This is a genomic window from Phyllobacterium phragmitis, from assembly GCF_002980495.1.
In the GTDB taxonomy this organism is placed as follows: domain Bacteria; phylum Pseudomonadota; class Alphaproteobacteria; order Rhizobiales; family Rhizobiaceae; genus Paramesorhizobium; species Paramesorhizobium phragmitis.
Window position 1 is genome coordinate 94,613 of sequence record NZ_PVBR01000013.1, and the last position, 25,685, is coordinate 120,297.

Genomic DNA, 25,685 nt, shown 5'->3' on the forward strand with positions numbered 1-25,685 from the left:
ACCTTTCCCGATGTGAAAGGCTCACAGCGCGATATCCTGGGCGTGGACCTGCGATTCGACGCCACCGAAGCGGCGATCGCGCATTTGGAATTTTTCTATCGCATCGACAAGATCGGCCGGTTTGAAGTCCGGCCAGAAACACGGCACGAACAGAAATTCCGAATAGGCGGCCTGCCAGAGCAGAAAATTGGAAAGACGCATCTCGCCGCTCGTGCGGATGATCAGATCGGGATCGGGAATATCCGCCGTGTCGAGCTGCGCTGCAATCGTTTCAGCGGTGATTGCCGATGGATCGAGCTTGCCGGCGGCAATCTCCTGGCCCAGCACGCGCATCGCCCGCGCGATCTCGTCGCGGGCGCCATAATTGAAGGCGATGACCAGATTGAGACCCGTATTGCCGGCCGTCAGGGATTCGGCTTCCGCCAGGAGGCTGCGAATGTCCTTGGCGAGCCCTTCGCGCTCGCCGATGATCCGCACGCGCACATTCTTGCGGTGCAATTCGGCCAGATCGCGGCGGATGAAGAGCTTCAGCAGGCCCATCAGATCGCTGACCTCGCTGCGCGGACGCGACCAGTTCTCGGAAGAAAACGCAAAAAGCGTCAGCCAGCCGATTTCCAGCTCGCCTGCCTTATGAACGATTTCGCGCAAGGTCTCCATGCCCGCCTTGTGTCCGGCAGTGCGTGGCAGCCCCCTCGCCTTCGCCCAACGGCCATTGCCATCCATGATGATGGCGATGTGGCGCGGATTGGATATGGGCATTGCTCCCCCGTTAGGCCGTATGGACAGAAAGTCGGAAATCCAGGCCTAGACCTGCATGATCTCCGCTTCCTTGACCGTTAGCATCTTGTCCAGTTCCGAAATGGTCTCGTCGGTCAGCTTTTGCACCTTGTCGGAGAGGACCCGGCCGTCATCCTGACTGATAACGCTGTCCTTCTCCAGCTTTTTTAGCTGATCCATGCCGTCGCGGCGCACATGGCGCGCTGCGATGCGGGCCTGCTCCGCATATTGATGCGCGATCTTGACCAGTTCCTTGCGGCGCTGCTCGTTCAATTCCGGCAGTGGAATGCGCAATGTGGTGCCGTCGGAGATCGGATTGAGGCCGAGGCCGGAATCGCGGATCGCCCGCTCCACTGCACCGACCATCGATTTGTCCCATACAGAGACGGAAAGCATGCGCGGTTCCGGGACCGAGATATTGGCGACCTGATTGATCGGCATTTCCGAACCGTAGGCCTCGATGGTGATCGGCTCCAGCAGGCTTGCCGATGCGCGGCCCGTCCGCAGGCCGCCAAGATCATGCTTGAAAGCCTGGATGGCGCCTTCCATGCGGCGCTTTATGTCGTTGAGGTCCAGAGCGTCACTCATGCTTTTTCTCCTTCAGTCCGCCCGCCCGTCGGAAACGGTTGTACAGCGTCCCTTGCCTTGCAAAATATCGGCGAAACCGCCTTCTTCGTGGATGGAATAGACAATTATCGGAATGTTGTTCTCCCGCGCAAGGGCAACCGCAGTGGTATCCATCACGGCGAGCCCCTGATCAAGAACTTCCTTATGTGTCAGCCGTTCATAGCGTTCCGCATCGGCATGTATCTTCGGATCGGCGGAATAGATGCCATCCACCTGCGTTCCCTTGAAAAGCGCGTCCGCGCCGACTTCGGCGGCTCGTAGCGCCGCAGCGGAATCGGTGGTGAAGAAGGGATTTCCTGTTCCGCCGGCGAAGATGACCACCTTGCCCTGATCCATATAGCCCGTTGCCTGGCGCTGCGAAAAGCTCTCGCATATTTCCGGCATGGCGATGGCTGACAGCACGACCGTGTCGACGCCCATCTTGACGAGCGACGTGCGCAGCGCCAGGGAGTTGATGACGGTGGCGAGCATGCCCATGTGATCGCCGGTAACGCGGTCGCCACCCTTGGAGGCAACGGCAACGCCGCGAAAGATATTGCCGCCGCCGATCACCACCCCAACCTCGACACCGAGCGACCTCGCCTCGGCAATATCGGCTGCTATGCGATCGGCCACGGAAACATCGATCCCGAAACCCTGATTCCCCATCAGCGCCTCGCCTGAGGCTTTCAATAGAACACGTTTGTAGATGGGCGCACCAGCCATGAGATCCCCTCGTTCGCGTGATTGGCCGAAATTAGCCCCGATTGGTAATGATTCCGATTTCGGATACACGAAGGGCACCGCGATGTCACGCGATGCCCTTCAAATCGATAGCCTTTCAGGCCTTACTTCTTGACGGCAGCGGCCACTTCCGCCGCAAAGTCGCTCTCTTCCTTTTCGATGCCTTCGCCAAGAGCGAAGCGGACGAAGCCCGTGATCTTGGCCGGAGCGCCGATCGTCTTTTCCGCTTCCTTCAGCGCTGCCTCGACCGTCAGATCCGGATTGATGACAAAGGCCTGCGAGAGAAGAACGACTTCCTCGAAGAACTTGCGCATGCGGCCTTCCACCATCTTTTCGATGATATTCTCCGGCTTGCCCGACTGACGCGCCTGATCGGCGAAGATCGCCTTTTCGCGTTCGACGGCAACAGGATCGACTTCAGCCGACGTCAGGGCGAGCGGATTGGTCGCCGCGACATGCATCGCGACCTGCCGGCCGAAGGCCTGCGCAGCATCGGCATTGCCCGTCGTCTCGATGGCGACGAGCACTCCCATCTTGCCGAGACCATCGGAAACGCCATTGTGCACATAGGTGGCAACCACACCATCCCCAACGCTCAGGGCTGCCGAGCGGCGGAAACTGAGGTTTTCACCGATCGTGGCGATGGCATCCTTGATCGTTTCCGTCACGGACTTGGACGAGCCGGGATAGGTTGCGGCGGCAACGGCTTCGGTGGAGCCATCGGTTCCGAGTGCCGCCGTGGCGACATTGCGGACGATCGCCTGGAAGGCATCGTTGCGGGCAACGAAATCGGTCTCCGAATTGACCTCGACGACCGCGGCTTTATTGCCGGCCGAAGCAACGCCGATCAGGCCCTCGGCCGCCGTGCGTCCGGCCTTCTTGTCGGCCTTGGAAACCCCCTTCTTACGCAGCCAATCGACGGCGGCTTCCATGTCGCCATTGGTTTCGGCCAGCGCGGCCTTGCAGTCCATCATGCCTGCGCCGGTGAGCTCGCGAAGTTCTTTTACCTGGGATGCTGAAATGCTCATTGTCGCCTCTCGTGAAAGCGAGGGCACACCGTTGCCGGCATGCCCACTTTGCCGATGCGTCATGCACCGGATCGAATTGAAATTATCCACCCGTCACAACGGGTGTATGAACCCTCACGCGGAGGGTTCAGTCCCTTCGGCAGGGGCAGCGGGGGCGGCAGGGGTTTCGAGCGCCGGCTCGACAGGCACTTCCGCCTGGGCGCCGATATCCATGCCGAGAGCGCCCTGCTGACGAGCGATGCCGTCGAGAGCAGCCTTGGCGATGAGGTCGCAATAAAGCGAAATCGCACGCGCCGCATCATCATTGCCCGGGATCGGATAGTCGATCTGATCGGGATCGCAATTGGAATCGATGATGGCCACGACCGGAATACCAAGACGCTTGGCTTCCTGAATGGCAATCGATTCCTTGTTGGTGTCGATGATAAACATCAGATCGGGAACAGACCCCATATCCCGGATGCCGCCAAGCGCGCGGTTGAGCTTGTCGCGCTCGCGATCGAGGTTCAGGCGCTCCTTCTTGGTGAAGCCCTGGGCTTCGCCGGAGAGCAGTTCATCGAGCTTGCGCAAACGCTGGATCGAATTGGAAATGGTCTTCCAGTTCGTCAGCATACCGCCGAGCCAGCGGGCGTTCACATAATACTGGGCCGAGCGGCCGGCGGCGTCGGCGATGATCTCCGAAGCCTGGCGCTTGGTGCCGACGAACAGGACGCGGCCGCCACGGGCCACGGTGTCGGAAACGACCTTCAGCGCGTTGTGCAGCAGCGGAACGGTCTGAGCCAGATCCATGATGTGGATATTGTTGCGGGAGCCATAGATATAAGGCGCCATCTTCGGGTTCCAGCGATGCGTCTGGTGTCCGAAGTGAATGCCAGCTTCAAGAAGCTGGCGCATGCTGAAATCAGGCAATGCCATGCTGTATTTTCCTTTTCCGGTTGAACCTCCACGGGAAGAGGCGGTTGCCCGCCACCGGAGGTCATACCGGATTTCTCCCGGTATCAACCCATAACCCGTGTGTGGAATGTTGCGGCTGTTAAACGATAAGCCGCCGGATTGCAAGCCCCATCACTCAAGCCCGTCACCCAGGCCGGATTGCAACGCCTCTGCGTGCGCCACGGCCTGGGGATGAGATGGTGTCACTTCTTGCAGTCGGCCTGCCTCTTGGATTGATCGAACACTTGCAAATTGACGAGCTTTCCCTTCATCGAGAAGTCGCCATAGTCCATCGTCAGGTCACGAGTGATGCCGTTGCGGTAGAGCTTGAAATTGATGCGATAGACCGGGAGGCCATCCTGATTTTCCTTGTCGTCGAAATAGGCGATGCTCACCGGCCATGTCCTCTGGGAAGCGAGCTTGCCCATGGCCTTTGTTTCCTCGTCGGAAGCAGAGGTCTCCTCCTTGCCGACGACGACTGTCGTGGCCATGATGCGATCGGCGTCTTCCGAACCGTCGAACAGCGATGTCTGATAGAACACCTGGCCTGCCTCGGCCTTGGAAATCAGCTCTTCCATATGGCGGGTGGGAAACTGCGAGCGGGCAAGGTCGAGCTTGTTGGCTTCCGGCTTGGTGATCGTGACCTGGGTTTCCTTCGGCGTCAGCTTGGCGTCGCCACGAACCTCCTTGGCCAGCTCCTTGTCGACAAAGGTCTTGTTGACGAAGCGGAACAGATTACCGTCGCCCGACTCGAACGTCGTCGTCTGCTGATCGGTGATACGCTGCGGCGCTTCATCCATATCTATGCGCGTCACAAAACGGAAATTGGTGGTGTAGCCATCGCAGACCGAGCCATTGAACTCATAGACCATGCGGCCGGTCAGGCCGCTGATGCCGGATTTCTCGTCCGCATTGTCGAGTTGGAGATCATAGACGGCGCGATGGGGAACGAGCGCAAGCGTGCCGGCGGCAAATGCCGGAGAAGAAACAAATGCAAAACCGGCAAGACCGGCGCCGGCAGCCAAAACACTCATCGAACGCATCAAGGATTCTCCGTTTGGTTATCGCTCCATCATAAAAAAACTCATGGCGGAAGCGAGGCAAAAATCGCAACCTTCATTAAACTTTTATCGATTCTGTGACACATTCCGCCAGGGAGCATTCATCATGAGCAACACCATCGACGCACGCCTTGCCGATCTCGGCATCGTCATCCCCGAAGCAGCAGCGCCGGCGGCCAATTATGTGCCCTATGCGCAGAGCGGCACGCTCCTCTTCACCTCCGGGCAACTGCCGCTCTCCGGCGGCAAATTGGTCCATGCGGGCCTTCTCGGAGACGCACTGACGGTTGCCCAGGGACAGGAAGCCGCTCGCGCCGCCGCGATCAATGTCCTTGCCCAGGCCAAGGCAGCCCTCGGCGATCTCAACCGGATCAGTCGCATCGTCAAAATTACCGTCTTTGTCGCCTCGACGCCCGATTTTACCGAACAGCATCTCGTCGCCAATGGCGGCTCCGATCTGTTCGTCGCCGTTCTGGGCGATGCCGGACGGCATGCGCGCTCGGCTGTGGGCACCGCCGCCCTGCCCTTCAACGCGCCGGTCGAGATCGAAGCCATCATCGAGGTCACGTGATCATGGCGCAACTCGACTGGCTGACCAAACGCCCCATCGCCCATCGCGGCCTGCACGATCTCAACGACAAGCGCTGGGAGAATACGCTATCGGCATTCGATGCCGCCGCCAAGGCAGGCTTTGCCATTGAATGCGACGTGCATCTTTCAGCGGATGGTGTTGCGATCGTTTTTCATGACGAGGATCTGAAACGGTTGACCGGCAAGGACGGCCATATCCATCAACTGACCGCCGCGCAGGCCACGGCCCTCCATGTCGGCGGTACGGAAGATCGCGTGCCGACGCTGCGTGAGGCTCTGACGCTGATCGGCGGCCGTGTTCCCGTCATCATCGAACTCAAGGGCATTGCCGGACGTGACGATGGCCTGGTCGCGGCCGTGGCGAGCGATCTCAATGGTTATGAAGGCCATGCCGCCATCATGTCTTTCGATCATCATCTCGTGCGGCGCTTCCCCGCCGATGCGCCCGGCATTCCCGGCGGACTGACCGCGGAAGGGATAAAAACCAGCGATATCGAAGCGCATTTTTCCATGCTGGCGCATCAACTTGCCTTCGTTTCCTATAATGTTCATCACCTGCCCAACCCGTTCGTCGGTTTCGTGCGCGAAAAGCTGAAATTACCGGTCATCACCTGGACCGTCAGGGACGAGGCAGCCAGGGTCCAGAGCGATCTCTTCGCCGACCAGATCACCTTCGAAGGCTTCAGACCGGATTCGATGCTGGCTTGACGATTCTGGCAATTCGAAGCCCTTGCATCGGGCTTTGTCCTTGCCATAGGCTGGTCCTCTCACGATATGATCGGTTGATGCGATACCGGACAGCAAGGACAGGCGCGTGAACGGACAAGACCAAAGCGAGTGCAGTTTTGTCTTGCGCGCTTGCGACAGCTTGACGGCCTTCACGCCGGAGGAGTGGAAAAGCCTTTCCGGAACTTCTAATAGAGAAAAAACCTATAACCCATTCATTTCATATGGTTTTCTATCTTCCTTGGAAGAATCCGACTGCGTCTCGCCCAAGACCGGCTGGCTACCGCAGCATCTGCGGCTCGAAGACGCTGAAGGCCGGCTCCTCGGCGGGGTTCCCTGCTATCTGAAAAGCCACAGCCAAGGCGAATATGTCTTCGACCATGGCTGGGCGGATGCTTTCGAACGTGCAGGCGGCAATTACTATCCGAAATACCAGGCTTCTGTACCCTTCACGCCGGCCACAGGCCCTCGTCTCCTCTGCAGCAGGTCTTTGCCCCCACAAGTCGTGCGTCAAGCACTTGCCGCCGGATTGCGCCAATTGACTGAACAGCGCGGCGTTTCCTCGGCTCACGTGACGTTTCTGCCCGAGGACGAACTCCCCGCCCTGACCGAAATGGGGTTCCTGCACCGCATGGACCAGCAGTTTCATTTTATCAACAAGGGCCTAGGCAGCTATGATGATTTTCTGGAGACGCTCGCCTCGCGTAAACGCAAGGCGCTGAAGAAAGAACGGCGCGAAGCGCTTTCGCACGGCATCAGCATCGACTGGCTGACGGGAAGCGATCTGACCGAAGACATCTGGGATCAGTTCTTCGCCTTCTATATGGACACCGGCAGCCGCAAATGGGGCCGGCCCTATCTCAACCGCGAATTCTATTCGCTGATCGGCGAGCGAATGGCGGATGACATCCTCCTCGTCATGGCAAAGCGAAATGGACGCTATATCGCCGGTGCCATCAATTTCATCGGCTCGGACCGGCTTTTCGGGCGTCATTGGGGATGTGTCGAGGATCATCCCTATCTGCATTTCGAGGTCTGCTATCACCAGGCGATCGACTTCGCCATCTCGAAAGGCCTGAAGATCGTCGAAGCCGGGGCGCAGGGCGAGCACAAGCTGGCACGCGGCTATGTCCCTGTCACGACGCATTCGGCCCATTACATCCCGCATGACGGCTTTCGCCGGGCGGTCGAGGATTATCTCGATCGCGAACGCCGTGAAATCGTGCGCCTGAACGAAGCCCTGCAGGACCACACACCGTTTCGCAAAACCGAGGGATGACCTTTTCGTCCTGCCGCCTATAGCCTATGGCATGATGCAAATCAGACAGGAGATTCCGCGAATGACCGAGACTTATGACGACAGCAATATCTTCGCCAAAATCCTGCGTGGCGAAATCCCCTCGGCCCGCGTCTATGAGGACGCTCATGTCGTGGCGTTCATGGATGTGATGCCGCAGGGCACCGGTCACACGCTCGTTGTTCCCAAAGCCCCATCACGCAATCTGCTCGACGCCGCGCCGGAAACGCTTGGGGCCTCGATCGCCGCCGTGCAGAAGATCGCCATTGCGGCGAAAAAGGCCTTCGCCGCCGATGGCGTTACCGTCATGCAGTTCAACGAACCGGCTGCCGGCCAGTCGGTGTTTCACCTGCATTTCCACGTGATCCCGCGCTTCGAGGGCGTGGCGCTGAAACCGCATAGCGGAAAGATGGAAGATCCTGAGGTTCTTGCACAGAATGCTCAAAAGATCATCGCAGAGCTTTGATATCTATCGACTTTCATAGAGCCAGAAGCCCGATGACGAGCAGCGCTTCCGCCACCGCGACGCCGATGAGCACCCGCTTCCCGGCAACGAGGTAGACGGCAAAACCACCGGCCGCGGCACCGATGCGAAGCCAGATCGGAGAACTCGCCAGTTCCCCGGTCGGGAAAAGGATGAGCTGGGCGATGACGGCGGCGACGAGCGCCGTAGCAACGCAACGCACGAAAACCAGTGCTTCGGAATCCTCGCGTATCCGCCCGCCGACGAACACGCCCAGAAAGCGCCAGATATCAGTTGCCAGCCATCCGGCAGCTAAGATGAAAACGAACGGCCACCACCAGTCGGGCAGGCTTTGCCAGGTCATTTCGCCTCCAGATGGTTTCGTTGGATACGGTGGAAGATGAACGCGCAGGCGCCGCCAACCAGGCCGGTCAACAGCAAATCATAGCCTGGCGCCACGCCGTGGAAGATCGGAAAGAGCACAAGTCCGGCGATCATGGCGATATGCCCCGCCTTTTCGCGCGCCGACCGCCAGAGCGAGGTCAGGAAGTACATCGGCGTCAGCATGAACAGCGCGGCAAAAACGATCGGCGGAAACGATGCCGACAGCATATAGACAATGACGACGACCAACGCATTGGCGCCGACCAGAACCATGCCGATACCTGCGAAATAGCTGGTTCTCAGGTCGCGCGGTATCTTGTGCAGTTCTTCCATCGCCATCACCCAGGCGGTGACGGCGACGAAATGCGAAAGGAAAAGCAGCGTGATGCGGCGGGTGCGCGGCCCCTGCAATTCCGGCAGCAGGGCAACGACCATTGGCATCAGGCGCACCGACGACAAGGCGACCGCAAGTGCCGCCGCCGGCAACGTCGCGCCCGAGGTCGCCGCGCCGATCAGCACCACCTTTGCCGGCAGCGCCCAGATTACCACTGTCATGAAGACCGTCTGATCGAGCTTGATGTCGCTTTCGATCGCAAGCCCGGCAAACCCGACGAAAGAACTCATCAGCAGGACGGCCGGCACGCTGAAGATTTTCAACGTGCCGCGCAGGAACCAGCGCAGGCGCGTCGCGAAATCGTCGGGACCGCTATCAAAGGAGGATTTGAGGAGTGGGTCGTCGCGCATAAACCCGCAGTAGACCAGCGCACCGCCATCAGCAAGAAAAAGCCGCCTCGATGGAGGCGGCTTTCGATATCAACCCTTCGTGATGCGGGGGTTAGCTCTTGCGGGGCACCTTGGGCACCGATGCCTTGGCCGGGCCACCGGCCTTGCCGGCAGCGACCTTTTCGGGTTCGGCCTTTTTGGCAGGCGTTCTTTTCTTCGCTGCCGTCTTCTTTTCCGCCGGAATATCCTTCTTCGGCTTTACCGGCACCTCGTCGGCAACCGATTCCAGAAGAAGCGTGGTGCCGCCATCGGATTTTTCGCCGACCGTCACGCGGACCGTGCCGCCCTTGCGCAGCTTGCCGAACAGAACCTCGTCGGCCAGTGGCTTCTTGATGTATTCCTGGATCACCCGGGCGAGAGGCCGCGCACCCATGCGGTCGTCATAGCCCTTGTCGGCCAGCCAGGCGATCGCGTCGTCGGTCAGTTCGAAGGTCACGCCGCGATCGGCGAGTTGTGCTTCGAGCTGAAGGACGAATTTCTGCACGACTTGGTGGATGACAGGCACCGGCAATGCGCCAAACGGAATGATTGCATCGAGACGGTTGCGGAACTCCGGCGTGAACAGCCGGTTGATCGCCTCCATATCGTCGCCTTCACGCCGCGACGAGCCGAAGCCGATCGCCGCCTTCGCCAAATCCGCCGCGCCCGCATTGGTCGTCATGATCAAGATGACATTGCGGAAATCGATCTGCTTGCCGTTATGGTCGGTCAGCTTGCCGTGATCCATGACCTGCAACAGGATGTTGAACAGATCCGGATGCGCCTTCTCGATCTCGTCGAGCAGCAGCACGCAATGCGGATGCTGGTCGACACCATCGGTCAGAAGACCGCCCTGATCGAATCCGACATAGCCGGGAGGCGCCCCGATCAATCGCGAAACGGTGTGGCGCTCCATATATTCCGACATGTCGAAGCGCAGAAGCTCGACACCGAGCGAACTTGCAAGCTGCTTGGCCACTTCCGTCTTGCCGACGCCGGTCGGGCCGGAGAACAAATAGCTGCCGATCGGCTTGTCCGGCTCGCGCAGGCCCGCACGGGCCAGCTTGATCGCAGCCGAAAGGGCATCGATAGCCAGATCCTGGCCGTAGACGACGCGTTTCAACTCGGCATCGAGGTTCGACAGCACTTCCTCGTCGTCCTTGGAGACAGATTTCGGCGGGATGCGTGCCATGGTGGCGATCGTCGCCTCGATCTCCTTGACGCCGATGGTCTTCTTGCGCTTCGTCTCGGGCAGAAGCATCTGGCTTGCGCCCGTCTCGTCGATGACATCGATGGCCTTGTCAGGCAGCTTGCGGTCGTTGATGTAACGCGCCGAAAGCTCGACCGCCGACTTGATCGCCTCCACGGTATATCTCACCTTGTGGAAATCCTCGAAATACGGCTTCAGCCCCTTCATGATCTCGATCGCATCGGGGATGGACGGTTCGTTGACGTCGATCTTCTGGAACCGGCGGACAAGCGCCCTGTCCTTCTCGAAGAACTGCCGGAACTCCTTGTAGGTGGTCGAGCCGATGCAACGGATCGCACCAGATGACAGGGCCGGCTTGAGCAGGTTGGACGCATCCATCGCTCCACCCGAAGTCGCTCCGGCACCGATGACCGTGTGGATCTCGTCGATGAAAAGCACGGCGCCGGGATATTCCTCGAGCTCCTTGACGACCTGCTTCAGCCGCTCCTCGAAATCGCCGCGGTAGCGGGTTCCGGCAAGCAGCGTGCCCATGTCGAGAGCGAAGATCGTCGCGTTCAGGAGAACGTTGGGAACATCGCCTTCGACGATGCGCTTGGCCAGGCCTTCCGCGATCGCCGTCTTGCCGACGCCCGGATCGCCGACGTAAAGCGGGTTGTTCTTCGAACGGCGACAGAGCACCTGTATCGTCCGGTTGACCTCGGATTCGCGCCCGATCAGCGGATCGATGCGGCCAGCCTTGGCTTTTTCATTGAGATTGACACAATAGGCCGTCAGCGCGTCCTGCTTCTTCTTTGCACTGTCGTCCTGCTCGGGCGCCTGGCTTTCCTCGCCGCTGCTTTCCGCACCGCGCGGGATGCGTGTTTCCGCTGCCCCCGGACGCTTGGAAATGCCGTGCGAGATATAATTGACCGCGTCGTAGCGGGTCATCTGCTGTTCCTGGAGGAAGTAGGCAGCATGGCTCTCGCGCTCGGCGAAAATAGCCACGAGCACATTCGCGCCGGTCACTTCCTCACGGTTGGAGGACTGGACATGGATGACCGCACGCTGGATGACACGCTGGAACGCCGCGGTCGGCTTGGAATCCTCGTCATATCCCGTCACGAGATTGTCGAGTTCCCGGTCAACGTAATCGGTGACCGTCCGTCTCAATTGTTCCAGATCGACATTGCAGGCGCGCATCACCGCACCGGCGTCCTGATCGTCGACCAAGGCCAGGAGAAGATGTTCGAGCGTTGCATATTCATGGTGCCGCTCGTTGGCGATTGTCAGGGCTTGATGGAGCGCCCTTTCAAGGCTTGGGGAGAATGATGGCATGAGACCTCACTTTTTCTCCATCACGCATTGCAGCGGATGCTGGTGCTGGCGGGCGAAATCCATAACTTGCGTTACTTTGGTCTCTGCGACTTCATACGTAAAGACCCCGCATTCGCCGACACCGTGATTGTGAACGTGGAGCATGATGCGGGTAGCGTCTTCCTGGCTCTTCTGGAAAAACCGCTGCAACACATGAACCACGAATTCCATGGGTGTGTAGTCGTCGTTCAGCAACAGAACCCGATAGAGGCTGGGTTTTTTCGTTTTCGGCTTGGTACGCGTGATGACCGCAGTACCCCGGCCAGGACCGTTGCCGCTGCTTCCATTGTCGCCCTGCATGAACAAATCGAAACGGATCATTCTACCAAACACCCACCTGCCCTGTGGCTCAAGCGCTGCTACATAATGTAGGGTGCTTCGCCCTAATTTTAAGCCCTCATTTCGTGGTTGCAACAGCAGTTCCAAACCTCCCACGAGAATTAAACCATAGCAAAACCATAACATGGAATCGAAGCAAAAACTGCCGCGAGAAAAGAGGGAGTGCGGCATATGGGATCATGATGAATCATTTTCCAGTGCCTCGGGCCCCGGATGTGCCGTTTCCTTTCGTGAAGGCCGAAAAGAACACCACCCAGAGGGAGAAATCACGGTGCAAACCGATTTCTCCGGTTGCAATCTTATTAAATTTTTTCTGAAATTGACCGGAAATTATGAACAAAGTGGTTACCATAAACGGATTGGTAACGCTGCCGCCGATAGGGTGGCGAAAATCAACTGCGGCTAGTCGGATGCACCGCGGTTCAATCAATTGTGTTTCAGGTGGGTAGTCATCGTGCGTATAGCGTTCCGTCAAGCTGCATCGATCCTCAAGAAAGCGGCACATGCCTTTCTGGCACTGACAGTCATTACAGGTTGCTCCACAACGAATGTTCCCCCTGCCTTCGCCGATTCTAGCAAGTATGCTGCCATCGTCGTCGATGCGAACACCGGCAAGACGCTTTTCTCCGCCAATGCGGATGCCGGGCGATACCCGGCGTCGCTGACGAAGATGATGACGCTCTACATGCTTTTCGAGGCGATGCGTGCCGGGCGCGTCAACAAGAACACGCCCATACCGGTGTCCGCATATGCCGCGGCGCAACCTCCCACGAAGCTTGGCTTCAAGCCCGGCCAGTCGATCCCGGCGGAAGCCGCCATCATGGCGCTCATTACGAGATCCGCCAATGATGTCGCCGCCGCCATTGGTGAATATCTCGGCGGTTCCGAGCAGCGCTTCGCCCAGATGATGACCGCGAAAGCGCGGCGTCTCGGCATGAAGAGCACCGTCTTCCGTAATGCTTCCGGCCTGCCCGACAGGTCGCAGCGCTCCACCGCGCGCGACATGGCGATCCTTGGTATCGCACTTCGCGAGCATTTTCCGCGCGAATTTGCCTATTTCTCGACCAAGAGCTTTGTCTTCCGCGGGAAAACGATCAGGGGCCATAACCGCCTGCTCGGCCGCATCAAAGGCGTCGATGGCATCAAGACGGGTTATATCCGCGATTCCGGTTATAATCTTGTTTCGTCGGTCAAGGACAACGGCCGGAAGGTCGTTGCCGTCGTGATGGGCGGCAAGAGCGGCGCTACCCGCGATGCGCACATGGCCGAACTGATCTCGAAATACCTGCCGCGCGCCTCGCGTAGAGGCGGAAGCAATGTGCTCGTGGCGGCACGCGATACCGCGCCGGTTCCGATCATGCCGGTCGATCTGCCCATTGCACGCGAAGCGCCGGTTCCTGTCGCCCGCGCAGATATCGAAGGTATTTCCGGTCAGGGGGATGCCGACGACGATATGGCGATGGCGCTCGCCGAACCTGCACCCCGTCCTGCGGCGGCTGTCGCCGTAGCTTCCATCGTGCCTGCCCGGAATGCAGAGCTGCCGGATGGTGTAGACCCCGTCACGACATCCTCTGCCAGATTGGCTGCCGCATCGGGAGGGTGGGCAATCCAGATCGGCTCGTTGCCGAGTTCGGACCAGGCGCAGGCGACGCTTGCCAAGGCAGCGGCCAAGGCCGGATCGACACTCAGTGCCGCGACGGCTCACACCGAGACCTTCGAGAAAAATTCGACCGTCTTTTACCGTGCCCGCTTCGTCGGATTCAAAACCAAGACCGCCGCATGGAACGCCTGTGCCGTGCTGAAGAAACAGAAATTCGGCTGCTATGCGATTGCGCAATAACCGCAGACCGGACGGTGTATCGCTCGGTCTTCCAACCCAAAACCCCGAATAGTTGTTCGTAGAAGGGTTTTCATTATGTCGAGCAAACAGAAAATTCTCGAAATGCCGACCGTTAACGGCAAAACGGAAAAGACGTCTTTTCTCAATATGCACGCCCTGCATCAGGCCGCTGTTCGCCTGGCCGATCTCAAGCGGGCCGGATCTTCACTGAACACGCGTGATCTCGTGGCGTTGCTGATCTGCCATGCTACACGCAGCAGGCGCGCATCGCTGCCTTTCGCGCCCGTCCATCTCCATGCATCCGATCCGTTGGGCAAGACCACGGTCCGCCTGCGCTTTCACTAAATCCAGCTGAGCCTTTCACTAAACAAGGCATAATGGAAGCGGCTCCGCTTAGAGCAAACCCAACGCTGCCAATTCCTGGCGCAGTTCCGCCGGCAGCGCGGCCATACCCTTCCCGCCATTCGCTTCGTCGGCAGGCGCCTCTTCTTGCTTCAGATAACGCCATCCCTGAAAGGCGCGCCGCGGTTGCCATTCGGTGGGGACGAGTTTCGGCTCCAGCACCAGATGACAGCGGTGAATGCCCTCCTGATCCGTGAACGGGCGGATATCGAGAAGCCGTTGCCGGCATTGGATATTGCCCTTGATGACCCAGTAAAGCGAACCGCCACCCAGAAGTTCGTCGACGCGCTTCGGCACCATGCGTGTCGTGTGAAAATGCTCGGGCAATTCTCCGGCAGCGCGTTTCTCCTCCAGCCGGAAATCGATCCAGGCGGCGAGATCTTCGATGCTGTCGCATCCCACACAGAGCTTGAGAAGGTGAAGTGCCATAATCGAAGGATGTAGTCGCATGAGCGCCTGCCTTCAATCAGTTTGCGGTTTTCTCCACAAAAGCCCGTTCAGTGCTGAGCCACTCAGCACTCCACCACATTGACGGCGAGGCCACCCTGGCTGGTTTCCTTGTAGCGCTCGTTCATGTCGAGCCCCGTCTGGCGCATGGTCTCTATGCAAGCATCGAGCGACACGAAATGGATGCCATCGCCCTTGACCGCCAGCGAAGCGGCGGTGACCGCCTTCACCGCGCCAAGCGCATTGCGTTCGATGCAGGGCACCTGCACCAGTCCGCCAACGGGATCGCAGGTCATGCCGAGATGGTGTTCCAACGCGATCTCGGCCGCGTTCTCGATCTGCTCCGGCATACCGCCCAGAACAGCGGCAAGACCCGCCGCCGCCATGGCCGACGCGGAGCCGACTTCGCCCTGGCAGCCGACTTCCGCCCCCGATATCGAGGCATTGTGCTTGATGACGCCGCCGATGGCCGCTGATGTCAAAAGGAAGTCGCGAATGCCCTTCTGGTCTGCGTCGTCGTGGAAATGCAGATAATAGCGCATGACGGCCGGCACGACACCGGCCGCGCCATTGGTCGGTGCGGTGACGACGCGCCCGCCGGCTGCGTTCTCCTCATTGACCGCCATGGCGTAGACGGACAGCCAATCATTGGCCAGAAGCGGATTGCGCCGGTTCTGCCGCCACTCCTCCTGGAGGCGGTCGTGCAGATGACGGGCCCGCCGGCGCACCTTCAGCCCGCCCGGCATGATGCCGTCTTGGGCCAGCCCACGCTCGATGCAGGAGCGCATCGCTTCCCATATGCGGTCCAGTCCCTCGTCCAGCGCGGCCCGGCTCATCCGCGTCTCTTCATTGGCGCGCTTCATGTCGGAAATGGAAAGGCCGCTGGCCTTGGCCATCGCCAGCATCTGGGAGGCGCTGGCAAAGGGATAAGGCACGTCCGCAACGGTGGCGGGCGCTGCTGCCCCGCCTCTCTTCACCGTGTTCACTTCCTCCTCGGTGACGACAAAACCGCCGCCGATGGAATAATAGACGCGCCGGAGCAAAAGCCGCTCGTCTACATCATAGGCTTCAAAGGCAAGACCGTTGGCATGGCCAGGCAGCGCAATCCTCCGGTCCATGATCAGATCCGTATCGGGATCGAAGCGATAGGCCGGATGGCCTTCGGGACGGATGATCTTTTCGGCCCACACTGTTTCAATCAGCGGCGCCATGCGATCAGGATCGACCTGGTCCGGCAGATTGCCGCACAATCCCAGGATGACGGCACTGTCCGTCGCATGGCCGACGCCGGTGAAAGCCAGCGAGCCATGCAGCCGCGCCTTCAACCGGAAAACCTTGACGCCGGACGGACGCGGCCATTGCCCGTCCTTCAATTCGGCCAGAAACATGGTCGCCGCCGTCATCGGCCCCATCGTGTGGGAACTCGAGGGTCCTATCCCAATCTTGTAGAGATCGAATACAGACAGAAACATGCCGATCCATTTCGCTAGGCGCAATCCTGCGCGCTGCACACCGTCACCAAGCGGAATGATGGACCACATCGGGAAAAATACGAAGCCTGCCGCCGACCTGCGCTTATCCCTCTACGACACTTTGACGGCACGCCGGAGCCCTTGGCAAACCCCTAGGAATCAAAAAGCGCGGCAATCGCCGCGCCTTGCATGATAAAACTCCAGCCTGTCGTCAAACGCGACTGGCTGGATGCTCCCGGGCCCTCAGGCTCCGGCGAAAAGATAGGCTACCAGAATGATGCAGGCCAGACCGAGAACTGCCCGGAGAGTAACTCCCCAGCACGACTTTCCAACGGTTTCGTCCATTTTGATATCATACCCTGTTATTCGGCAAGGTCAGTCTGACGCCCCGTCACTGCCTTGGATACGGCGCTGTATAGAGAAGCCGATGCCTGTTCGCAACTGCAAAATGAGGCGCAAATATGTCTGACCGGGAAAGGGCTGCATGGGTATAGATGAATACCCGTTATTTTTGAGCTGGATACGCCCCAATTTACCCTTTTACATTCCTTTCATTCATCGGGCGGAAATCAGGCGCTTTCACGTGTTCTGAGGGGCCGGGAATGCATTGCCTATTTTTCCGGTGAACCAATAGGATTGCAGTCCCAGCCATTCCCGCACGGCAATGGTGGTACGCGCCAGACCGCCTACCGGGTCCTGGAGATCGATGGAGAAGCCTCTGTCCCTGCGCGTCAGATAGTCGACGGGCCAAGCAATTACCGAAAAATCAGCCTGACGAAAGCAACCCATGGCACGCGGCATATGGAAGGCCGATGTGATCAACAGCCACGTCTCGCCCTCGCGCGGTTTGACGAGCTCACGGGAATAAACGGCGTTCTCGTAGGTGTTACGCGATTCCGCCTCGAATGACAGCCGTTCGCCCGTCAGCCCGAAATTACGAAAGAGCTGGCGCGCGCTGATCGCATCGGGAACCGAATCGGTGAAGAAGGTGCCCTCGCCGCCGGAAACGACAATACGCGCTTCGGGATAGAGCCGGGCCAGACGCATTGTCTCGATGATCCTGTCGCCGGCGCCATTGATCTCGTGGCCGCCGCGCGAAGCGTTCACTTCGCCTTCCATAAAACCGCCCAGGACCACGATTCCGTCTATGCGCTCCGGTAAGGCGGGGTTTGCGGGAAAGCGCTCCTCCAGCGGCAGCAGCAGGACGTTTCCCAGCGTCGTGAAGCTGACAAGGACGAACAGGACCACCGTGATCGCCGAGAAAACCAGCGCCATGCGCCTTCTGGCAAAGGCCATCGCCAGCATCGATGCCAGAATTCCGGCGAGAAGCAGCGTTATCGGCTGTGTGAACAGCCAGAGAATCTTTGACAGGGCAAAAAACAAGCGACACTCTCCAGTCACCATTACGGCCGTTCAAAGCGTTAAACCGAACAGCAATGCATCATTGGCCTTTGCAGCATGATGCAATGTGCTAGAGCAAGTCCAGAAAATGCAGGAATTGGCTCTCATGCAGCTTGAACAGGCCGTCACAGCCCCCCTTCCCGGAAGCAAGTCACGCCTCGCTCGCCTCGACATCATCCGGGGCATCGCTCTGATCGCGATGGCGATCTATCACACCGGCTGGGATTTCGAATTCTTCGGCTATCTCGATCCCGGCACCACGGGCCATGGCGGTTGGAAGCTATTCGCCCGCATGATCGCGTCGAGCTTCCTGATTCTCGTCGGCTTCAGCCTGGTTCTGGCGCATCAGCGGGGTATCCGCTGGAAATCCTTCGGTGTCAGGCTGACGCAGATCACCGCCGCTGCACTCGCCATCAGCCTTGTCACCTGGTTCGCCACCCCCGACAGTTTCGTCTTTTTCGGCATCTTGCATCAGATTGCGCTGGCCAGCGTATTGGGCCTGCTGTTTCTGCGGTCGCCGATCCCGGTTCTCCTGCTTTGCGCAGTGGCGGTGATTGCCGCGCCGTTCTACTGGCGATCGCCCTTCTTCGATCATCCCGCTTTGTGGTGGGTCGGTCTTTCGACGATCGATCCCCGTTCCAATGATTATGTGCCGCTTTTTCCCTGGTTCGGCGCGGTCCTGTCCGGCATGGCGTTGGCGCGTCTCTTCCAGCGCTTTCGCCTGATGCCAATGTTGCAGAACGCCACGGGCCTGCCGTTTCTCGACCGTCCGCTACGGTTCATCGGAACGCATAGCCTCGCCTTTTATCTTATCCACCAGCCCGTGCTGATCGGCTGCGTGTTCATCTTTTCACAGCTTTTCCCGCCGGCCGCCGCACCGCCGCATGAGATATTCGCCAGATCATGCGAACAGAGCTGCGATGCCGCAAACGACGCACAATTCTGCCAACGCTTCTGTTCATGCGTGATCGGAGAACTCGAAAATGCCGACATGTTCGACGACGTATTCGCAGGCCGGATCGACACTGAGAGCGACCCGGCGGTCAAGAAAATAGCCGGGTTTTGCACGCGCGAAAACGAAACGCCGGGAAATTAGAGCAAGCGCGGGATGCGCTCGGGATCAGGTGTTGACGCCTAGCTCCGCAAGCCGCTCGATGCAGGCTTCCTCGATTTGGTCGAGCTCGCCCAGCGTTTCCTCGATGTCGCGGCGTTTCTGGCGCAGGTCACCGCGTTTTTCCTCGACACGCTTCATCAAAAGCTTCAACTGCCCGGACTCGCCGGGCGGTTCACGGTACATCTGAATGATCTCGTGGATTTCAGCGATTGAAAAACCGAGGCGCTTGCCGCGCAGGATCTGTTTGAGCAGATGCCGGTCGGACGGACGGAAAAGACGCGTGCGTCCACGTCGCACGGGATGGATCAGACCCTCGTCTTCGTAGAAGCGCAGCGTCCTCGTCGAAATGCCGAACTCGCGGGTGAGTTCGGTAATCGTATAGTACTCGCGCATTTCTTTCCCCGACTAAAATTCCATCGATACCTGTTGTGTCCATGCTTTACGTAAAAGTCAATTACGCTTTACCGCCTTCTAATGGCTGATGCCGAACCACCAGGTCGCCAGGCCGAGAAACGCGAAAAATCCGGTGACATCAGTTACCATCGTGACGAATACCGAGGATGCAATGGCCGGATCGGCGCCGAAACGATGTAGCAGCAGCGGAATGAGGATCCCGCCAAGTGCTGCGGCGAACATGTTGATCACCATCGCCGCGGCGATGATGCCGCCCAGATGCGGATTGTGGAACCATAATCCCGCGACGAGGCCGATCAGGATGGCGAAAACCAGTCCGTTCAGCAATCCGATAATGGCCTCGCGCCTTATGACGCGGCTGGCATTGTAGATGTCGATGTCGCGCGTCGCGATGGCGCGCACGGTGACGGTCATCGTCTGCGTGGCCGCATTGCCTCCCATCGAAGCGACGATCGGCATGAGAACGGCGAGCGCCACCATCTGCTCGATCGTCGCGTCGAACAAGCCGATGACCGAGGCGGAAAGGAACGCCGTGAGGAGATTGACGAACAGCCACGGCGCACGCGAGCGGGAAATGTCGAAGACGGAGTCCGACAGTTCTTCGTCGCCGACACCGCCCATGCGCATGATGTCCTCTTCGGCCTCGGCCTGGATGACGTCAACCACATCGTCGATGGTGAGAACGCCGACCAGCCTCTCGTTCTCATCGACGACGGCGGCGGACAAAAGATCGTATTGCTCGAAAATCTGGGCCGCTTCTTCCTGGTCCATCGTCGCCGGAATGGCATGACGGGTCTCATGCATGATGTCGTCGACCTTGACACTGCGGCCCGTGCGCAAAATCCGGTCGAGATTGATGGCTCCAAGCAGTCGGAAGGTCGGATCGATGACGAACACCTGGGAAAACTGATCGGGCAGGTCATGGTCCTCCCGCATGTAGTCTATCGTCTGGCCAATGGTCCAGAACGGAGGAACGGCGACGAACTCCGTCTGCATGCGCCGGCCGGCGCTTTCTTCAGGGTATTCGAGCGAGCGGCGAAGTCTGATACGCTCGGTGAATGGAAGCTTGGCGAGAATCTCGTCCTGGTCTTCCTGGTCGAGATCCTCGAGAATATAGACCGCGTCGTCTGAATCGAGTTCCTGAACGCCTTCGGCGATCTGGTCGTTGGGCAGCGCACCGACGATTTCGAGACGGATTGCCTCGTCCACCTCCGTCAGGGCCGCAAAGTTGAAGTCCTCGCCAAGAAGCTGGACGAGAGCCCGCCGCTGCTCCGACTGCAGGGCTTCCAGAACATGGCCGAGTTCGGAGGGATGAAGACCGCCGACATGGGAGCGTAGAAAAAGCACGTCACGGTCTGCAATGGCCGCACCGACACTGGCGAGGAAGGATGAGCGGACCGCACCGTCCTCGCCGTAAATATCGGCTTCGCGGCTGTCCGTCACGTCCTGTCTGGTCTGCACTTCGGATTCAGCCATCGGTTCCCGATCAGATTCTGTGTCGCATCTCTGGGGCGAGAACTAGAGCATCATTGTTGCAGAATGAAGCGTTTTTCTTGACCGGCAATAATCATGAAATTCAGATATCTCTCCTGAGTTGGGCCCTGAAAACGCCACGATGCAGTGCTCTGGAGCAAATCCCACCGGCTGGCCCGCGACCCTACCGGAGAACAAGCGGTAATGTCTTTGCAAAGGCAAAAGCAATGGTTGGCGGCTATAACGTCCGATTCACGAACAAGCTGAAATTAGCATCCAGAACGACGGTCGGATTGATTTGCGCGCTCGGCCTCTATCTTGCCAACCTGCAGCTGAGCGGCAATTTTCACGTGATTTCCACTGGTGAAGCTTATCGTTCCGCACAGCCGACGCCGGCACGCATCGATGCCTACAGCAAGCAGTTCGGAATCAAGACTATCATCAACCTTCGGGGCGCAAGCCAGAACGCCTCCTGGTATAAGGCGGAAACCAGCGAAGCGGCGAAGCTCGGCATCACCCATATCGATTTCAAGATGTCCGCCGGCAAGCAATTGTCACAGGCCGAGGCATCGCAAATCATATCGATCCTCGAGAACGCACCAAAGCCGCTCCTCATTCACTGCAAGGCCGGAGCCGACAGAAGCGGCCTCATTTCCGCACTTTATCTCGCCGCCGTCAAGAAGGCGGGAGAAGCCGCGGCCGAAAGTCAGATTTCCATCCGCTACGGTCATTTTTCCCTGCCATTTGTTTCGACCTACGCAATGGATAGAACGTTCGAATTTCTGGAGCCCTCTTTGGGCTTTTCCGATTCCTGAACTATGTAAGTCTCAAAACGGCATGATACCGTATTCCTCCACCCCCAGCCGCTTGAGCCCCCAAATCAATGAGCCGCCTGAAGAAGATCACCGTTACGGCAGTTGCAATCGTCGCCGGCCTTTTGGCGGCGGGACTGGCGCTACAGCAATGGACGATGGCGCGGGGTCATAAAGCTCTCTATGAGCTTGCCAAGGAAGGCGGTTTCTGCAAGACAGACAAATGCCAAGAAGGCATGAACTATGCTTCCGCCTATCTTGGCAATGAATTTGGCCTTTCACCGCAAATGGTAAAATGGTGCATGGGCGTCGATTCCATCGCGCATCAGAACGTCACTTTCGGCAATTCGATAAAGAAGATCTTGACGAACGCAATGTATGTTCCTTGCGGTGATCCCATCGGCGATACAACAGAAGAATAATGACTAGATGAATTTCTATTTGCGTTGTGTCGCCTGGCTTGTCCTGATCGCTATTCTGGTCGTCACTGTCGGTCCCATCAATTTGCGTCCTGTTACAGGCGAGCCCGTCGATATCGAACGGTTTCTTGCTTTCTTTATCGTCGGCACCCTGTTTGCCCTGGCCTATCCGAAGCACTGGCTTTCGGTCCTGGTCCTTGTCGTCGGTTCCGCGGGTCTGTTCGAGCTCTTGCAGCGCATCGCTCCGGGACGCCACGGCGAAGCCGCTGATTTCATGATCAAGGCAACGGGTGGTTTTGCGGGCGTCATCATCGGTTCCGTCGCCAGGCGCTTTTCGCGCTCGCCCGACAAGCACTCGCCCGACAAGCGGCCCGACTAAATCAAGCCGCGGCGATTGTCAGCGCGTGGCTGCGCGCATTTTCACGGATCACATCGAGATGAATGCCGCGCAGCAAGGCGCTGAGATCGTCATTTGCCGCCACCCGATCATTTGCCGCCCCCTGGCCGGCGGCCATGAGCATCATCCGCGATATTTCCTGCGGTCCAGCGGTTAGCTTGCCGTTGGCAATCCTGCGCCAGGCGTGAAGGGCGACAAGAAGCGGCGGATGCGTCTTGTCGGCCAGGCCGGCGCTACGCAATAGCGCCCCAAGCGCGCTGTCGCGGCCATCGGCCAGGATCGCCCTGACACGGCGCTCCGGCTGCCCGGACAATGCCACCAGGATCGCGCCGAAGAAATCGATCTTGCCGTAAGCCATGGTGCGGATCACGAACGCCGTGGTCAGGTCGCCGCGCAACCTCAGATGTTCGACAAGTGCTAAATGTTCCTGCGGACCGGTACTGTCGGCGATATCGAGCGACACCTTCATGCAGGCATCCCGCGCCACACGCTCCACCCGGGCCTTGCCCATCATCGCCATGACGATTTCCATTCTGCTCAGCGCCTCGCCCACCCTGACGGCCAGCATATGGCGGCAATCCGCCGGCAGATGCTTGTGTTCGAGCAATGCGGCACGCACGCGCGCATTATGGCCGAGCCGTTCCGCCAACCGGCGAAAACTGACCGAAGCGATTTGTGCCGCGCTGTTTCGCAGGAGATCGGTGCAGGCCGCCGGCGCCGCGACCTCGGCGATTGCCGCCGACAGGGCGAAGGACACCTGCGGGCGCATGGCAATCAGCCGCTGCACCGGTTCTTCGCCCATCGCAACGCGATCTATCAGATCGATATCGCTGAACAGTGGCGAGCGCGCCAGGATGAAACCTGATATTTCCACCTGTTCATTGGCAAGCGCCATCACGATCTGCAGCGGCGCATGATGGCTGATGGAAAAGGCTTCGGCGATGGCGGCCCGCACCTTCGGCGAGGGATCGTCGAGCAAGAGCGTCAGTGCGGCTTCCGCCGCGCACCGCTCCTCAAGCGACAGGTTCGATTGAAGATAGGCACGCGCAAGAGCACTTGCCGCAACCTGGCGCTGTGCCACAGGCGCACCGCCGATCCATTTCAGAAAATGCTCGATGATCATTCTGTCCGCCCGCACCCATATTCCCCAGAATCGAACCTAGGGAGAAAAGGTTTACGGATCGTTCACCATGTTTCTTAAGCCGGTAACCGGCGGTTGATACTTGCCCGGCACCACGCCAGCCCCTAATCTCCGCTCCATCGTCAAGGAGGAAGAGTGGCCATGCAGGGACTGTATCTTGAGCAATTCGAGCCGGGTCAGCTCTTTCGACACGCGCTGCGCAAGACGATCACCGAAGGCGACAACATGTCGTTCTCGACGATGACGCTCAATCCGCAGCCATTGCATATCGATTTCGATTTCGCCGCCAAAACGGAATGGGGCAAGCCGCTGGTCAATTCGCTGTTCACGCTCGGCCTGATGATAGGCATTTCGGTGCATGACACCACCTTCGGCACGACGATCGCCAATCTCGGCATGAGCGAGGTCGCGTTCCCCGCTCCGCTCTTTCACGGCGATACGCTGCGCGTCGAAACCGAAGTGGTCTCGGTCAGACGCTCCAGATCGAAACCCGATCACGGGATCGTCGAGTTCGAACATCGCGCCTATAATCAGGACGACGTTCTCGTCGCCCGCTGCAGGCGTCAGGCAATGATGAAGTCGCAGGCGAAGGCTGCCTGATGCGCTCGCTGTTATTTGTCCCGGGCGATTCTGAAAAGAAACTCGAAAAAGCGCTTTCCAGCAGCGCCGATGCACTCATCCTCGACCTGGAGGATTCCGTCAGCCCCTCACGCAAGCAGGCGGCGCGCGAGATGGTCGCTGCCTTCCTGCAAGATGCGCCCGAAGGCGGACCACGGCTTTATGTCCGCATCAACGATCTCGGCAGCGCCTTTGCCGACGATGATCTCACGGTAACGGTCGGCGCAAGGCCGGAAGGCATCATCCTGCCCAAATCCGACGGCGGAACGGATGTCGTGAAACTCTCGGCGCGGCTGAATGTACATGAGGCAGAAGCCGGCCTGCCGGAAGGCATCACGAAGATCATCGCCATCGCCACCGAAACGGCGATGGGCACGCTTTCCATGGCCAGCTATTGCAACTCTACGCCGCGTCTTGTCGGCCTTACCTGGGGCGCGGAGGATCTTTCAGCCGCCATCGGCGCGCGAACGGCACGCGACGAAAACAGTAATTACACCGACCCTTTCCGTCTGGCGCGGGCGCTGACGCTTCTCGGCGCGGCGGCAGCCGATGTCGCCGCCATCGATACCGTCTATGTCGACCTGAAGGACGATGCCGGGCTGGAAAGGGAATGCGCCGCCGCCGAACGCGATGGCTTCACCGCCAAGCTCGCCATTCACCCTGCGCAGATCCCCGTCATCAACGCCGCTTTCACGCCCTCGCCCGAAGCTATCGACAAGGCCCGCCGCATCGTTGAAGCCTTTGCCGCAGCGCCTGAAACAGGCGTCGCGGCGCTCGACGGCGAGATGGTCGACCGCCCTCACCTCAAGCGCGCCGAGCGGCTTTTGGCGCGCGCCGCCTCATCTCTCTGATTCATCCCAGCGTGGCCGCCACATCTGGTAGACGTCGCTGACCGTCGCATAATCCATGTAGCCGAGACGCGAGACAGGCTTGGCTTTCCTCACGTCGACAAGGCCATCCGTCAAAATGGCTTCGTCGATGTGGATGCCGACGACTTCGCCGGTCACCAGGAAATTTCTCGATGGTTTGCCGTGCCGGTCTGTCGGAACACGAATATCGGTGACGGCGCATTCGAGCACGGCATAAGCCTCGGCGACGCGCGGCGCGCCGATCAGCTTGCAAGGAGCTGGCGTGAGCCCGGCATAGTCGAATTCGCTGACGCCTCGCGGTGCGTTCACGGAACTCGCATTCATCTGTTCGCGAAGATTGCCGCTCACCAGATTGGCGGCGAACTCCCCGGTCTCCTCGATGAAAGCGACGCTGTCCTTGTGGCCGCTGGATGAAAAGATCACCAGATGCGGATGATCCGAAATCGCGTTGAAATAGGAATAAGGTGATAGATTGAGCGCTCCCGATTTCGAGCGCGTCGAAATCCAGCCGATGGGCCGCGGTGCAACGATGGCTTTGAAAGGATCGTGCGGCAGGCCGTGCCCGCTCTCGGGTTCGTAGAACAATTTCAGG

At 59.1% G+C, this 25,685-nt stretch carries 30 protein-coding genes; 13 read left to right on the top strand and 17 right to left on the bottom strand.

Annotated elements, in window-relative coordinates; translation table 11 throughout:
- Positions 1-21: 21 nt before the first annotated feature.
- The 6 genes from C5748_RS17485 to C5748_RS17510 form a co-directional block, all read right to left on the bottom strand.
- Positions 22-753, bottom strand: coding sequence for an isoprenyl transferase (locus C5748_RS17485; protein WP_105743277.1), 732 nt, complete (start codon positions 751-753; stop codon positions 22-24).
- Positions 754-804: 51 nt separating this feature from the next.
- Complete coding sequence (frr, locus tag C5748_RS17490) at positions 805-1,365, bottom strand: ribosome recycling factor (RefSeq protein ID WP_105743219.1); 561 nt, start codon at positions 1,363-1,365, stop codon at positions 805-807.
- A gap of 12 nt (positions 1,366-1,377) precedes the next feature.
- Positions 1,378-2,109 (bottom strand): UMP kinase, encoded by a 732-nt coding sequence (gene pyrH, locus C5748_RS17495; RefSeq protein WP_105743220.1) that lies wholly within the window; start codon positions 2,107-2,109, stop codon positions 1,378-1,380.
- A gap of 122 nt (positions 2,110-2,231) precedes the next feature.
- Positions 2,232-3,155, bottom strand: a complete 924-nt coding sequence (tsf, locus tag C5748_RS17500; protein ID WP_105743221.1) for a translation elongation factor Ts — start codon at positions 3,153-3,155, stop codon at positions 2,232-2,234.
- A 114-nt stretch (positions 3,156-3,269) separates the two neighbouring features.
- On the bottom strand, positions 3,270-4,070 hold the full coding sequence (rpsB, locus tag C5748_RS17505; RefSeq protein ID WP_105743222.1) for a 30S ribosomal protein S2: 801 nt from the start codon (positions 4,068-4,070) through the stop codon (positions 3,270-3,272).
- A gap of 221 nt (positions 4,071-4,291) precedes the next feature.
- Positions 4,292-5,131, bottom strand: a complete 840-nt coding sequence (locus C5748_RS17510; protein ID WP_105743223.1) for a cell envelope integrity EipB family protein — start codon at positions 5,129-5,131, stop codon at positions 4,292-4,294.
- 124 nt (positions 5,132-5,255) lie between these two features.
- On the opposite strand from C5748_RS17510, the gene C5748_RS17515 reads away from it, so the two are divergent.
- From C5748_RS17515 to C5748_RS17530, 4 genes are all read left to right on the top strand, one after another.
- The gene (locus C5748_RS17515) at positions 5,256-5,720 is read left to right on the top strand and encodes a RidA family protein (protein ID WP_105743224.1); all 465 of its coding nucleotides are present in this window, start codon (positions 5,256-5,258) and stop codon (positions 5,718-5,720) included.
- A 2-nt stretch (positions 5,721-5,722) separates the two neighbouring features.
- The gene (locus C5748_RS17520; protein WP_105743225.1) at positions 5,723-6,448 is read left to right on the top strand and encodes a glycerophosphodiester phosphodiesterase; all 726 of its coding nucleotides are present in this window, start codon (positions 5,723-5,725) and stop codon (positions 6,446-6,448) included.
- Between the two features lie 106 nt (positions 6,449-6,554).
- Positions 6,555-7,745: a GNAT family N-acetyltransferase gene (locus C5748_RS17525; protein WP_105743226.1), complete on the top strand. Its 1,191-nt coding sequence runs from the start codon at positions 6,555-6,557 to the stop codon at positions 7,743-7,745.
- A 61-nt stretch (positions 7,746-7,806) separates the two neighbouring features.
- Entirely contained in the window at positions 7,807-8,229 is a 423-nt protein-coding gene (locus tag C5748_RS17530) for an HIT family protein (RefSeq protein ID WP_105743227.1), read from the top strand.
- 13 nt (positions 8,230-8,242) lie between these two features.
- Here C5748_RS17530 and C5748_RS17535 read toward each other — a convergent pair whose 3' ends face one another.
- The 4 genes from C5748_RS17535 to clpS all read right to left on the bottom strand — a co-directional run bounded on the left by C5748_RS17535 (position 8,243) and on the right by clpS (position 12,256).
- The gene (locus C5748_RS17535; RefSeq protein WP_105743228.1) at positions 8,243-8,590 is read right to left on the bottom strand and encodes an AzlD domain-containing protein; all 348 of its coding nucleotides are present in this window, start codon (positions 8,588-8,590) and stop codon (positions 8,243-8,245) included.
- Complete coding sequence (locus C5748_RS17540) at positions 8,587-9,354, bottom strand: AzlC family ABC transporter permease (protein ID WP_425350272.1); 768 nt, start codon at positions 9,352-9,354, stop codon at positions 8,587-8,589. The genes C5748_RS17535 and C5748_RS17540 overlap by 4 nt, the downstream gene beginning before the upstream one ends.
- Before the next feature lie 91 nt (positions 9,355-9,445).
- On the bottom strand, positions 9,446-11,896 hold the full coding sequence (gene clpA, locus C5748_RS17545; protein WP_105743229.1) for an ATP-dependent Clp protease ATP-binding subunit ClpA: 2,451 nt from the start codon (positions 11,894-11,896) through the stop codon (positions 9,446-9,448).
- A gap of 6 nt (positions 11,897-11,902) precedes the next feature.
- Positions 11,903-12,256, bottom strand: coding sequence for an ATP-dependent Clp protease adapter ClpS (clpS, locus tag C5748_RS17550; RefSeq protein WP_105743279.1), 354 nt, complete (start codon positions 12,254-12,256; stop codon positions 11,903-11,905).
- Between the two features lie 142 nt (positions 12,257-12,398).
- Between clpS and C5748_RS27965 the strand changes: the two genes are divergently transcribed.
- The 3 genes from C5748_RS27965 to C5748_RS17560 all read left to right on the top strand — a co-directional run bounded on the left by C5748_RS27965 (position 12,399) and on the right by C5748_RS17560 (position 14,459).
- Positions 12,399-12,680 (top strand): hypothetical protein, encoded by a 282-nt coding sequence (locus C5748_RS27965; RefSeq protein WP_146119556.1) that lies wholly within the window; start codon positions 12,399-12,401, stop codon positions 12,678-12,680.
- Between the two features lie 48 nt (positions 12,681-12,728).
- Entirely contained in the window at positions 12,729-14,114 is a 1,386-nt protein-coding gene (locus C5748_RS17555) for a D-alanyl-D-alanine carboxypeptidase family protein (RefSeq protein ID WP_105743230.1), read from the top strand.
- Between the two features lie 75 nt (positions 14,115-14,189).
- On the top strand, positions 14,190-14,459 hold the full coding sequence (locus C5748_RS17560) for a hypothetical protein (protein ID WP_105743231.1): 270 nt from the start codon (positions 14,190-14,192) through the stop codon (positions 14,457-14,459).
- Between the two features lie 48 nt (positions 14,460-14,507).
- Here the strand turns inward: C5748_RS17560 and C5748_RS17565 are convergent, their stop codons facing one another.
- The 3 genes from C5748_RS17565 to C5748_RS17575 all read right to left on the bottom strand — a co-directional run bounded on the left by C5748_RS17565 (position 14,508) and on the right by C5748_RS17575 (position 17,818).
- On the bottom strand, positions 14,508-14,945 hold the full coding sequence (locus C5748_RS17565; protein ID WP_105743232.1) for a DUF1489 family protein: 438 nt from the start codon (positions 14,943-14,945) through the stop codon (positions 14,508-14,510).
- An 83-nt stretch (positions 14,946-15,028) separates the two neighbouring features.
- A complete protein-coding gene (locus C5748_RS17570) occupies positions 15,029-16,435 on the bottom strand; it encodes an L-serine ammonia-lyase (RefSeq protein WP_105743280.1) in 1,407 nt (468 codons plus the stop codon).
- Between the two features lie 579 nt (positions 16,436-17,014).
- Positions 17,015-17,818: a YdcF family protein gene (locus tag C5748_RS17575; protein WP_105743233.1), complete on the bottom strand. Its 804-nt coding sequence runs from the start codon at positions 17,816-17,818 to the stop codon at positions 17,015-17,017.
- Positions 17,819-17,924: 106 nt separating this feature from the next.
- Here C5748_RS17575 and C5748_RS17580 point away from each other — a divergent pair, with 106 nt between their 5' ends.
- Positions 17,925-18,932, top strand: coding sequence for a heparan-alpha-glucosaminide N-acetyltransferase (locus tag C5748_RS17580; RefSeq protein ID WP_105743234.1), 1,008 nt, complete (start codon positions 17,925-17,927; stop codon positions 18,930-18,932).
- Between the two features lie 24 nt (positions 18,933-18,956).
- On the opposite strand, the gene C5748_RS17585 is transcribed toward C5748_RS17580, so the two are convergent.
- Positions 18,957-19,343 (bottom strand): MerR family transcriptional regulator, encoded by a 387-nt coding sequence (locus tag C5748_RS17585; protein ID WP_105743235.1) that lies wholly within the window; start codon positions 19,341-19,343, stop codon positions 18,957-18,959.
- Between the two features lie 78 nt (positions 19,344-19,421).
- Positions 19,422-20,840: a magnesium transporter gene (gene mgtE / locus C5748_RS17590; RefSeq protein WP_105743236.1), complete on the bottom strand. Its 1,419-nt coding sequence runs from the start codon at positions 20,838-20,840 to the stop codon at positions 19,422-19,424.
- Between the two features lie 56 nt (positions 20,841-20,896).
- Here mgtE and C5748_RS17595 point away from each other — a divergent pair, with 56 nt between their 5' ends.
- The 3 genes from C5748_RS17595 (at position 20,897) to C5748_RS17605 (ending at position 22,447) form a co-directional block, all read left to right on the top strand.
- On the top strand, positions 20,897-21,652 hold the full coding sequence (locus C5748_RS17595) for a dual specificity protein phosphatase family protein (RefSeq protein ID WP_245581844.1): 756 nt from the start codon (positions 20,897-20,899) through the stop codon (positions 21,650-21,652).
- Between the two features lie 68 nt (positions 21,653-21,720).
- Complete coding sequence (locus C5748_RS17600; RefSeq protein ID WP_105743238.1) at positions 21,721-22,071, top strand: hypothetical protein; 351 nt, start codon at positions 21,721-21,723, stop codon at positions 22,069-22,071.
- Positions 22,072-22,078: 7 nt separating this feature from the next.
- The gene (locus tag C5748_RS17605) at positions 22,079-22,447 is read left to right on the top strand and encodes a VanZ family protein (RefSeq protein ID WP_105743239.1); all 369 of its coding nucleotides are present in this window, start codon (positions 22,079-22,081) and stop codon (positions 22,445-22,447) included.
- 1 nt (position 22,448) lies between these two features.
- Here the strand turns inward: C5748_RS17605 and C5748_RS17610 are convergent, their stop codons facing one another.
- A complete protein-coding gene (locus C5748_RS17610) occupies positions 22,449-23,588 on the bottom strand; it encodes a DUF2336 domain-containing protein (protein WP_105743240.1) in 1,140 nt (379 codons plus the stop codon).
- 159 nt (positions 23,589-23,747) lie between these two features.
- Here C5748_RS17610 and C5748_RS17615 point away from each other — a divergent pair, with 159 nt between their 5' ends.
- Together C5748_RS17615 and C5748_RS17620 are read left to right on the top strand one after the other, a co-directional pair.
- A complete protein-coding gene (locus tag C5748_RS17615; RefSeq protein WP_105743241.1) occupies positions 23,748-24,206 on the top strand; it encodes a MaoC family dehydratase in 459 nt (152 codons plus the stop codon).
- Positions 24,206-25,075: an HpcH/HpaI aldolase/citrate lyase family protein gene (locus C5748_RS17620; RefSeq protein ID WP_105743242.1), complete on the top strand. Its 870-nt coding sequence runs from the start codon at positions 24,206-24,208 to the stop codon at positions 25,073-25,075. Before C5748_RS17615 ends, C5748_RS17620 begins: the two co-directional genes overlap by 1 nt.
- Here C5748_RS17620 and C5748_RS17625 read toward each other — a convergent pair.
- Positions 25,064-25,678, bottom strand: a complete 615-nt coding sequence (locus C5748_RS17625; RefSeq protein WP_105743281.1) for a flavin reductase family protein — start codon at positions 25,676-25,678, stop codon at positions 25,064-25,066. The two genes, C5748_RS17620 and C5748_RS17625, sit on opposite strands and share 12 nt — an antisense overlap.
- Positions 25,679-25,685: the final 7 nt, after the last annotated feature.

Bases quoted from the DNA above. Each gene is read 5' to 3' on its own strand.
- frr (WP_105743219.1), bottom strand. From the start codon at position 1,365: ATGAGTGACGCTCTGGACCTCAACGACATAAAGCGCCGCATGGAAGGC.
- pyrH (WP_105743220.1), bottom strand. From the start codon at position 2,109: ATGGCTGGTGCGCCCATCTACAAACGTGTTCTATTGAAAGCCTCAGGC.
- tsf (WP_105743221.1), bottom strand. From the start codon at position 3,155: ATGAGCATTTCAGCATCCCAGGTAAAAGAACTTCGCGAGCTCACCGGC.
- rpsB (WP_105743222.1), bottom strand. From the start codon at position 4,070: ATGGCATTGCCTGATTTCAGCATGCGCCAGCTTCTTGAAGCTGGCATT.
- C5748_RS17510 (WP_105743223.1), bottom strand. From the start codon at position 5,131: ATGCGTTCGATGAGTGTTTTGGCTGCCGGCGCCGGTCTTGCCGGTTTT.
- C5748_RS17515 (WP_105743224.1), top strand. From the start codon at position 5,256: ATGAGCAACACCATCGACGCACGCCTTGCCGATCTCGGCATCGTCATC.
- C5748_RS17520 (WP_105743225.1), top strand. From the start codon at position 5,723: ATGGCGCAACTCGACTGGCTGACCAAACGCCCCATCGCCCATCGCGGC.
- C5748_RS17530 (WP_105743227.1), top strand. From the start codon at position 7,807: ATGACCGAGACTTATGACGACAGCAATATCTTCGCCAAAATCCTGCGT.
- C5748_RS17535 (WP_105743228.1), bottom strand. From the start codon at position 8,590: ATGACCTGGCAAAGCCTGCCCGACTGGTGGTGGCCGTTCGTTTTCATC.
- C5748_RS17540 (WP_425350272.1), bottom strand. From the start codon at position 9,354: ATGCGCGACGACCCACTCCTCAAATCCTCCTTTGATAGCGGTCCCGAC.
- clpA (WP_105743229.1), bottom strand. From the start codon at position 11,896: ATGCCATCATTCTCCCCAAGCCTTGAAAGGGCGCTCCATCAAGCCCTG.
- clpS (WP_105743279.1), bottom strand. From the start codon at position 12,256: ATGATCCGTTTCGATTTGTTCATGCAGGGCGACAATGGAAGCAGCGGC.
- C5748_RS27965 (WP_146119556.1), top strand. From the start codon at position 12,399: ATGGAATCGAAGCAAAAACTGCCGCGAGAAAAGAGGGAGTGCGGCATA.
- C5748_RS17560 (WP_105743231.1), top strand. From the start codon at position 14,190: ATGTCGAGCAAACAGAAAATTCTCGAAATGCCGACCGTTAACGGCAAA.
- C5748_RS17565 (WP_105743232.1), bottom strand. From the start codon at position 14,945: ATGGCACTTCACCTTCTCAAGCTCTGTGTGGGATGCGACAGCATCGAA.
- C5748_RS17570 (WP_105743280.1), bottom strand. From the start codon at position 16,435: ATGTTTCTGTCTGTATTCGATCTCTACAAGATTGGGATAGGACCCTCG.
- C5748_RS17580 (WP_105743234.1), top strand. From the start codon at position 17,925: ATGCAGGAATTGGCTCTCATGCAGCTTGAACAGGCCGTCACAGCCCCC.
- C5748_RS17585 (WP_105743235.1), bottom strand. From the start codon at position 19,343: ATGCGCGAGTACTATACGATTACCGAACTCACCCGCGAGTTCGGCATT.
- mgtE (WP_105743236.1), bottom strand. From the start codon at position 20,840: ATGGCTGAATCCGAAGTGCAGACCAGACAGGACGTGACGGACAGCCGC.
- C5748_RS17600 (WP_105743238.1), top strand. From the start codon at position 21,721: ATGAGCCGCCTGAAGAAGATCACCGTTACGGCAGTTGCAATCGTCGCC.
- C5748_RS17605 (WP_105743239.1), top strand. From the start codon at position 22,079: ATGAATTTCTATTTGCGTTGTGTCGCCTGGCTTGTCCTGATCGCTATT.
- C5748_RS17610 (WP_105743240.1), bottom strand. From the start codon at position 23,588: ATGATCATCGAGCATTTTCTGAAATGGATCGGCGGTGCGCCTGTGGCA.
- C5748_RS17615 (WP_105743241.1), top strand. From the start codon at position 23,748: ATGCAGGGACTGTATCTTGAGCAATTCGAGCCGGGTCAGCTCTTTCGA.
- C5748_RS17620 (WP_105743242.1), top strand. From the start codon at position 24,206: ATGCGCTCGCTGTTATTTGTCCCGGGCGATTCTGAAAAGAAACTCGAA.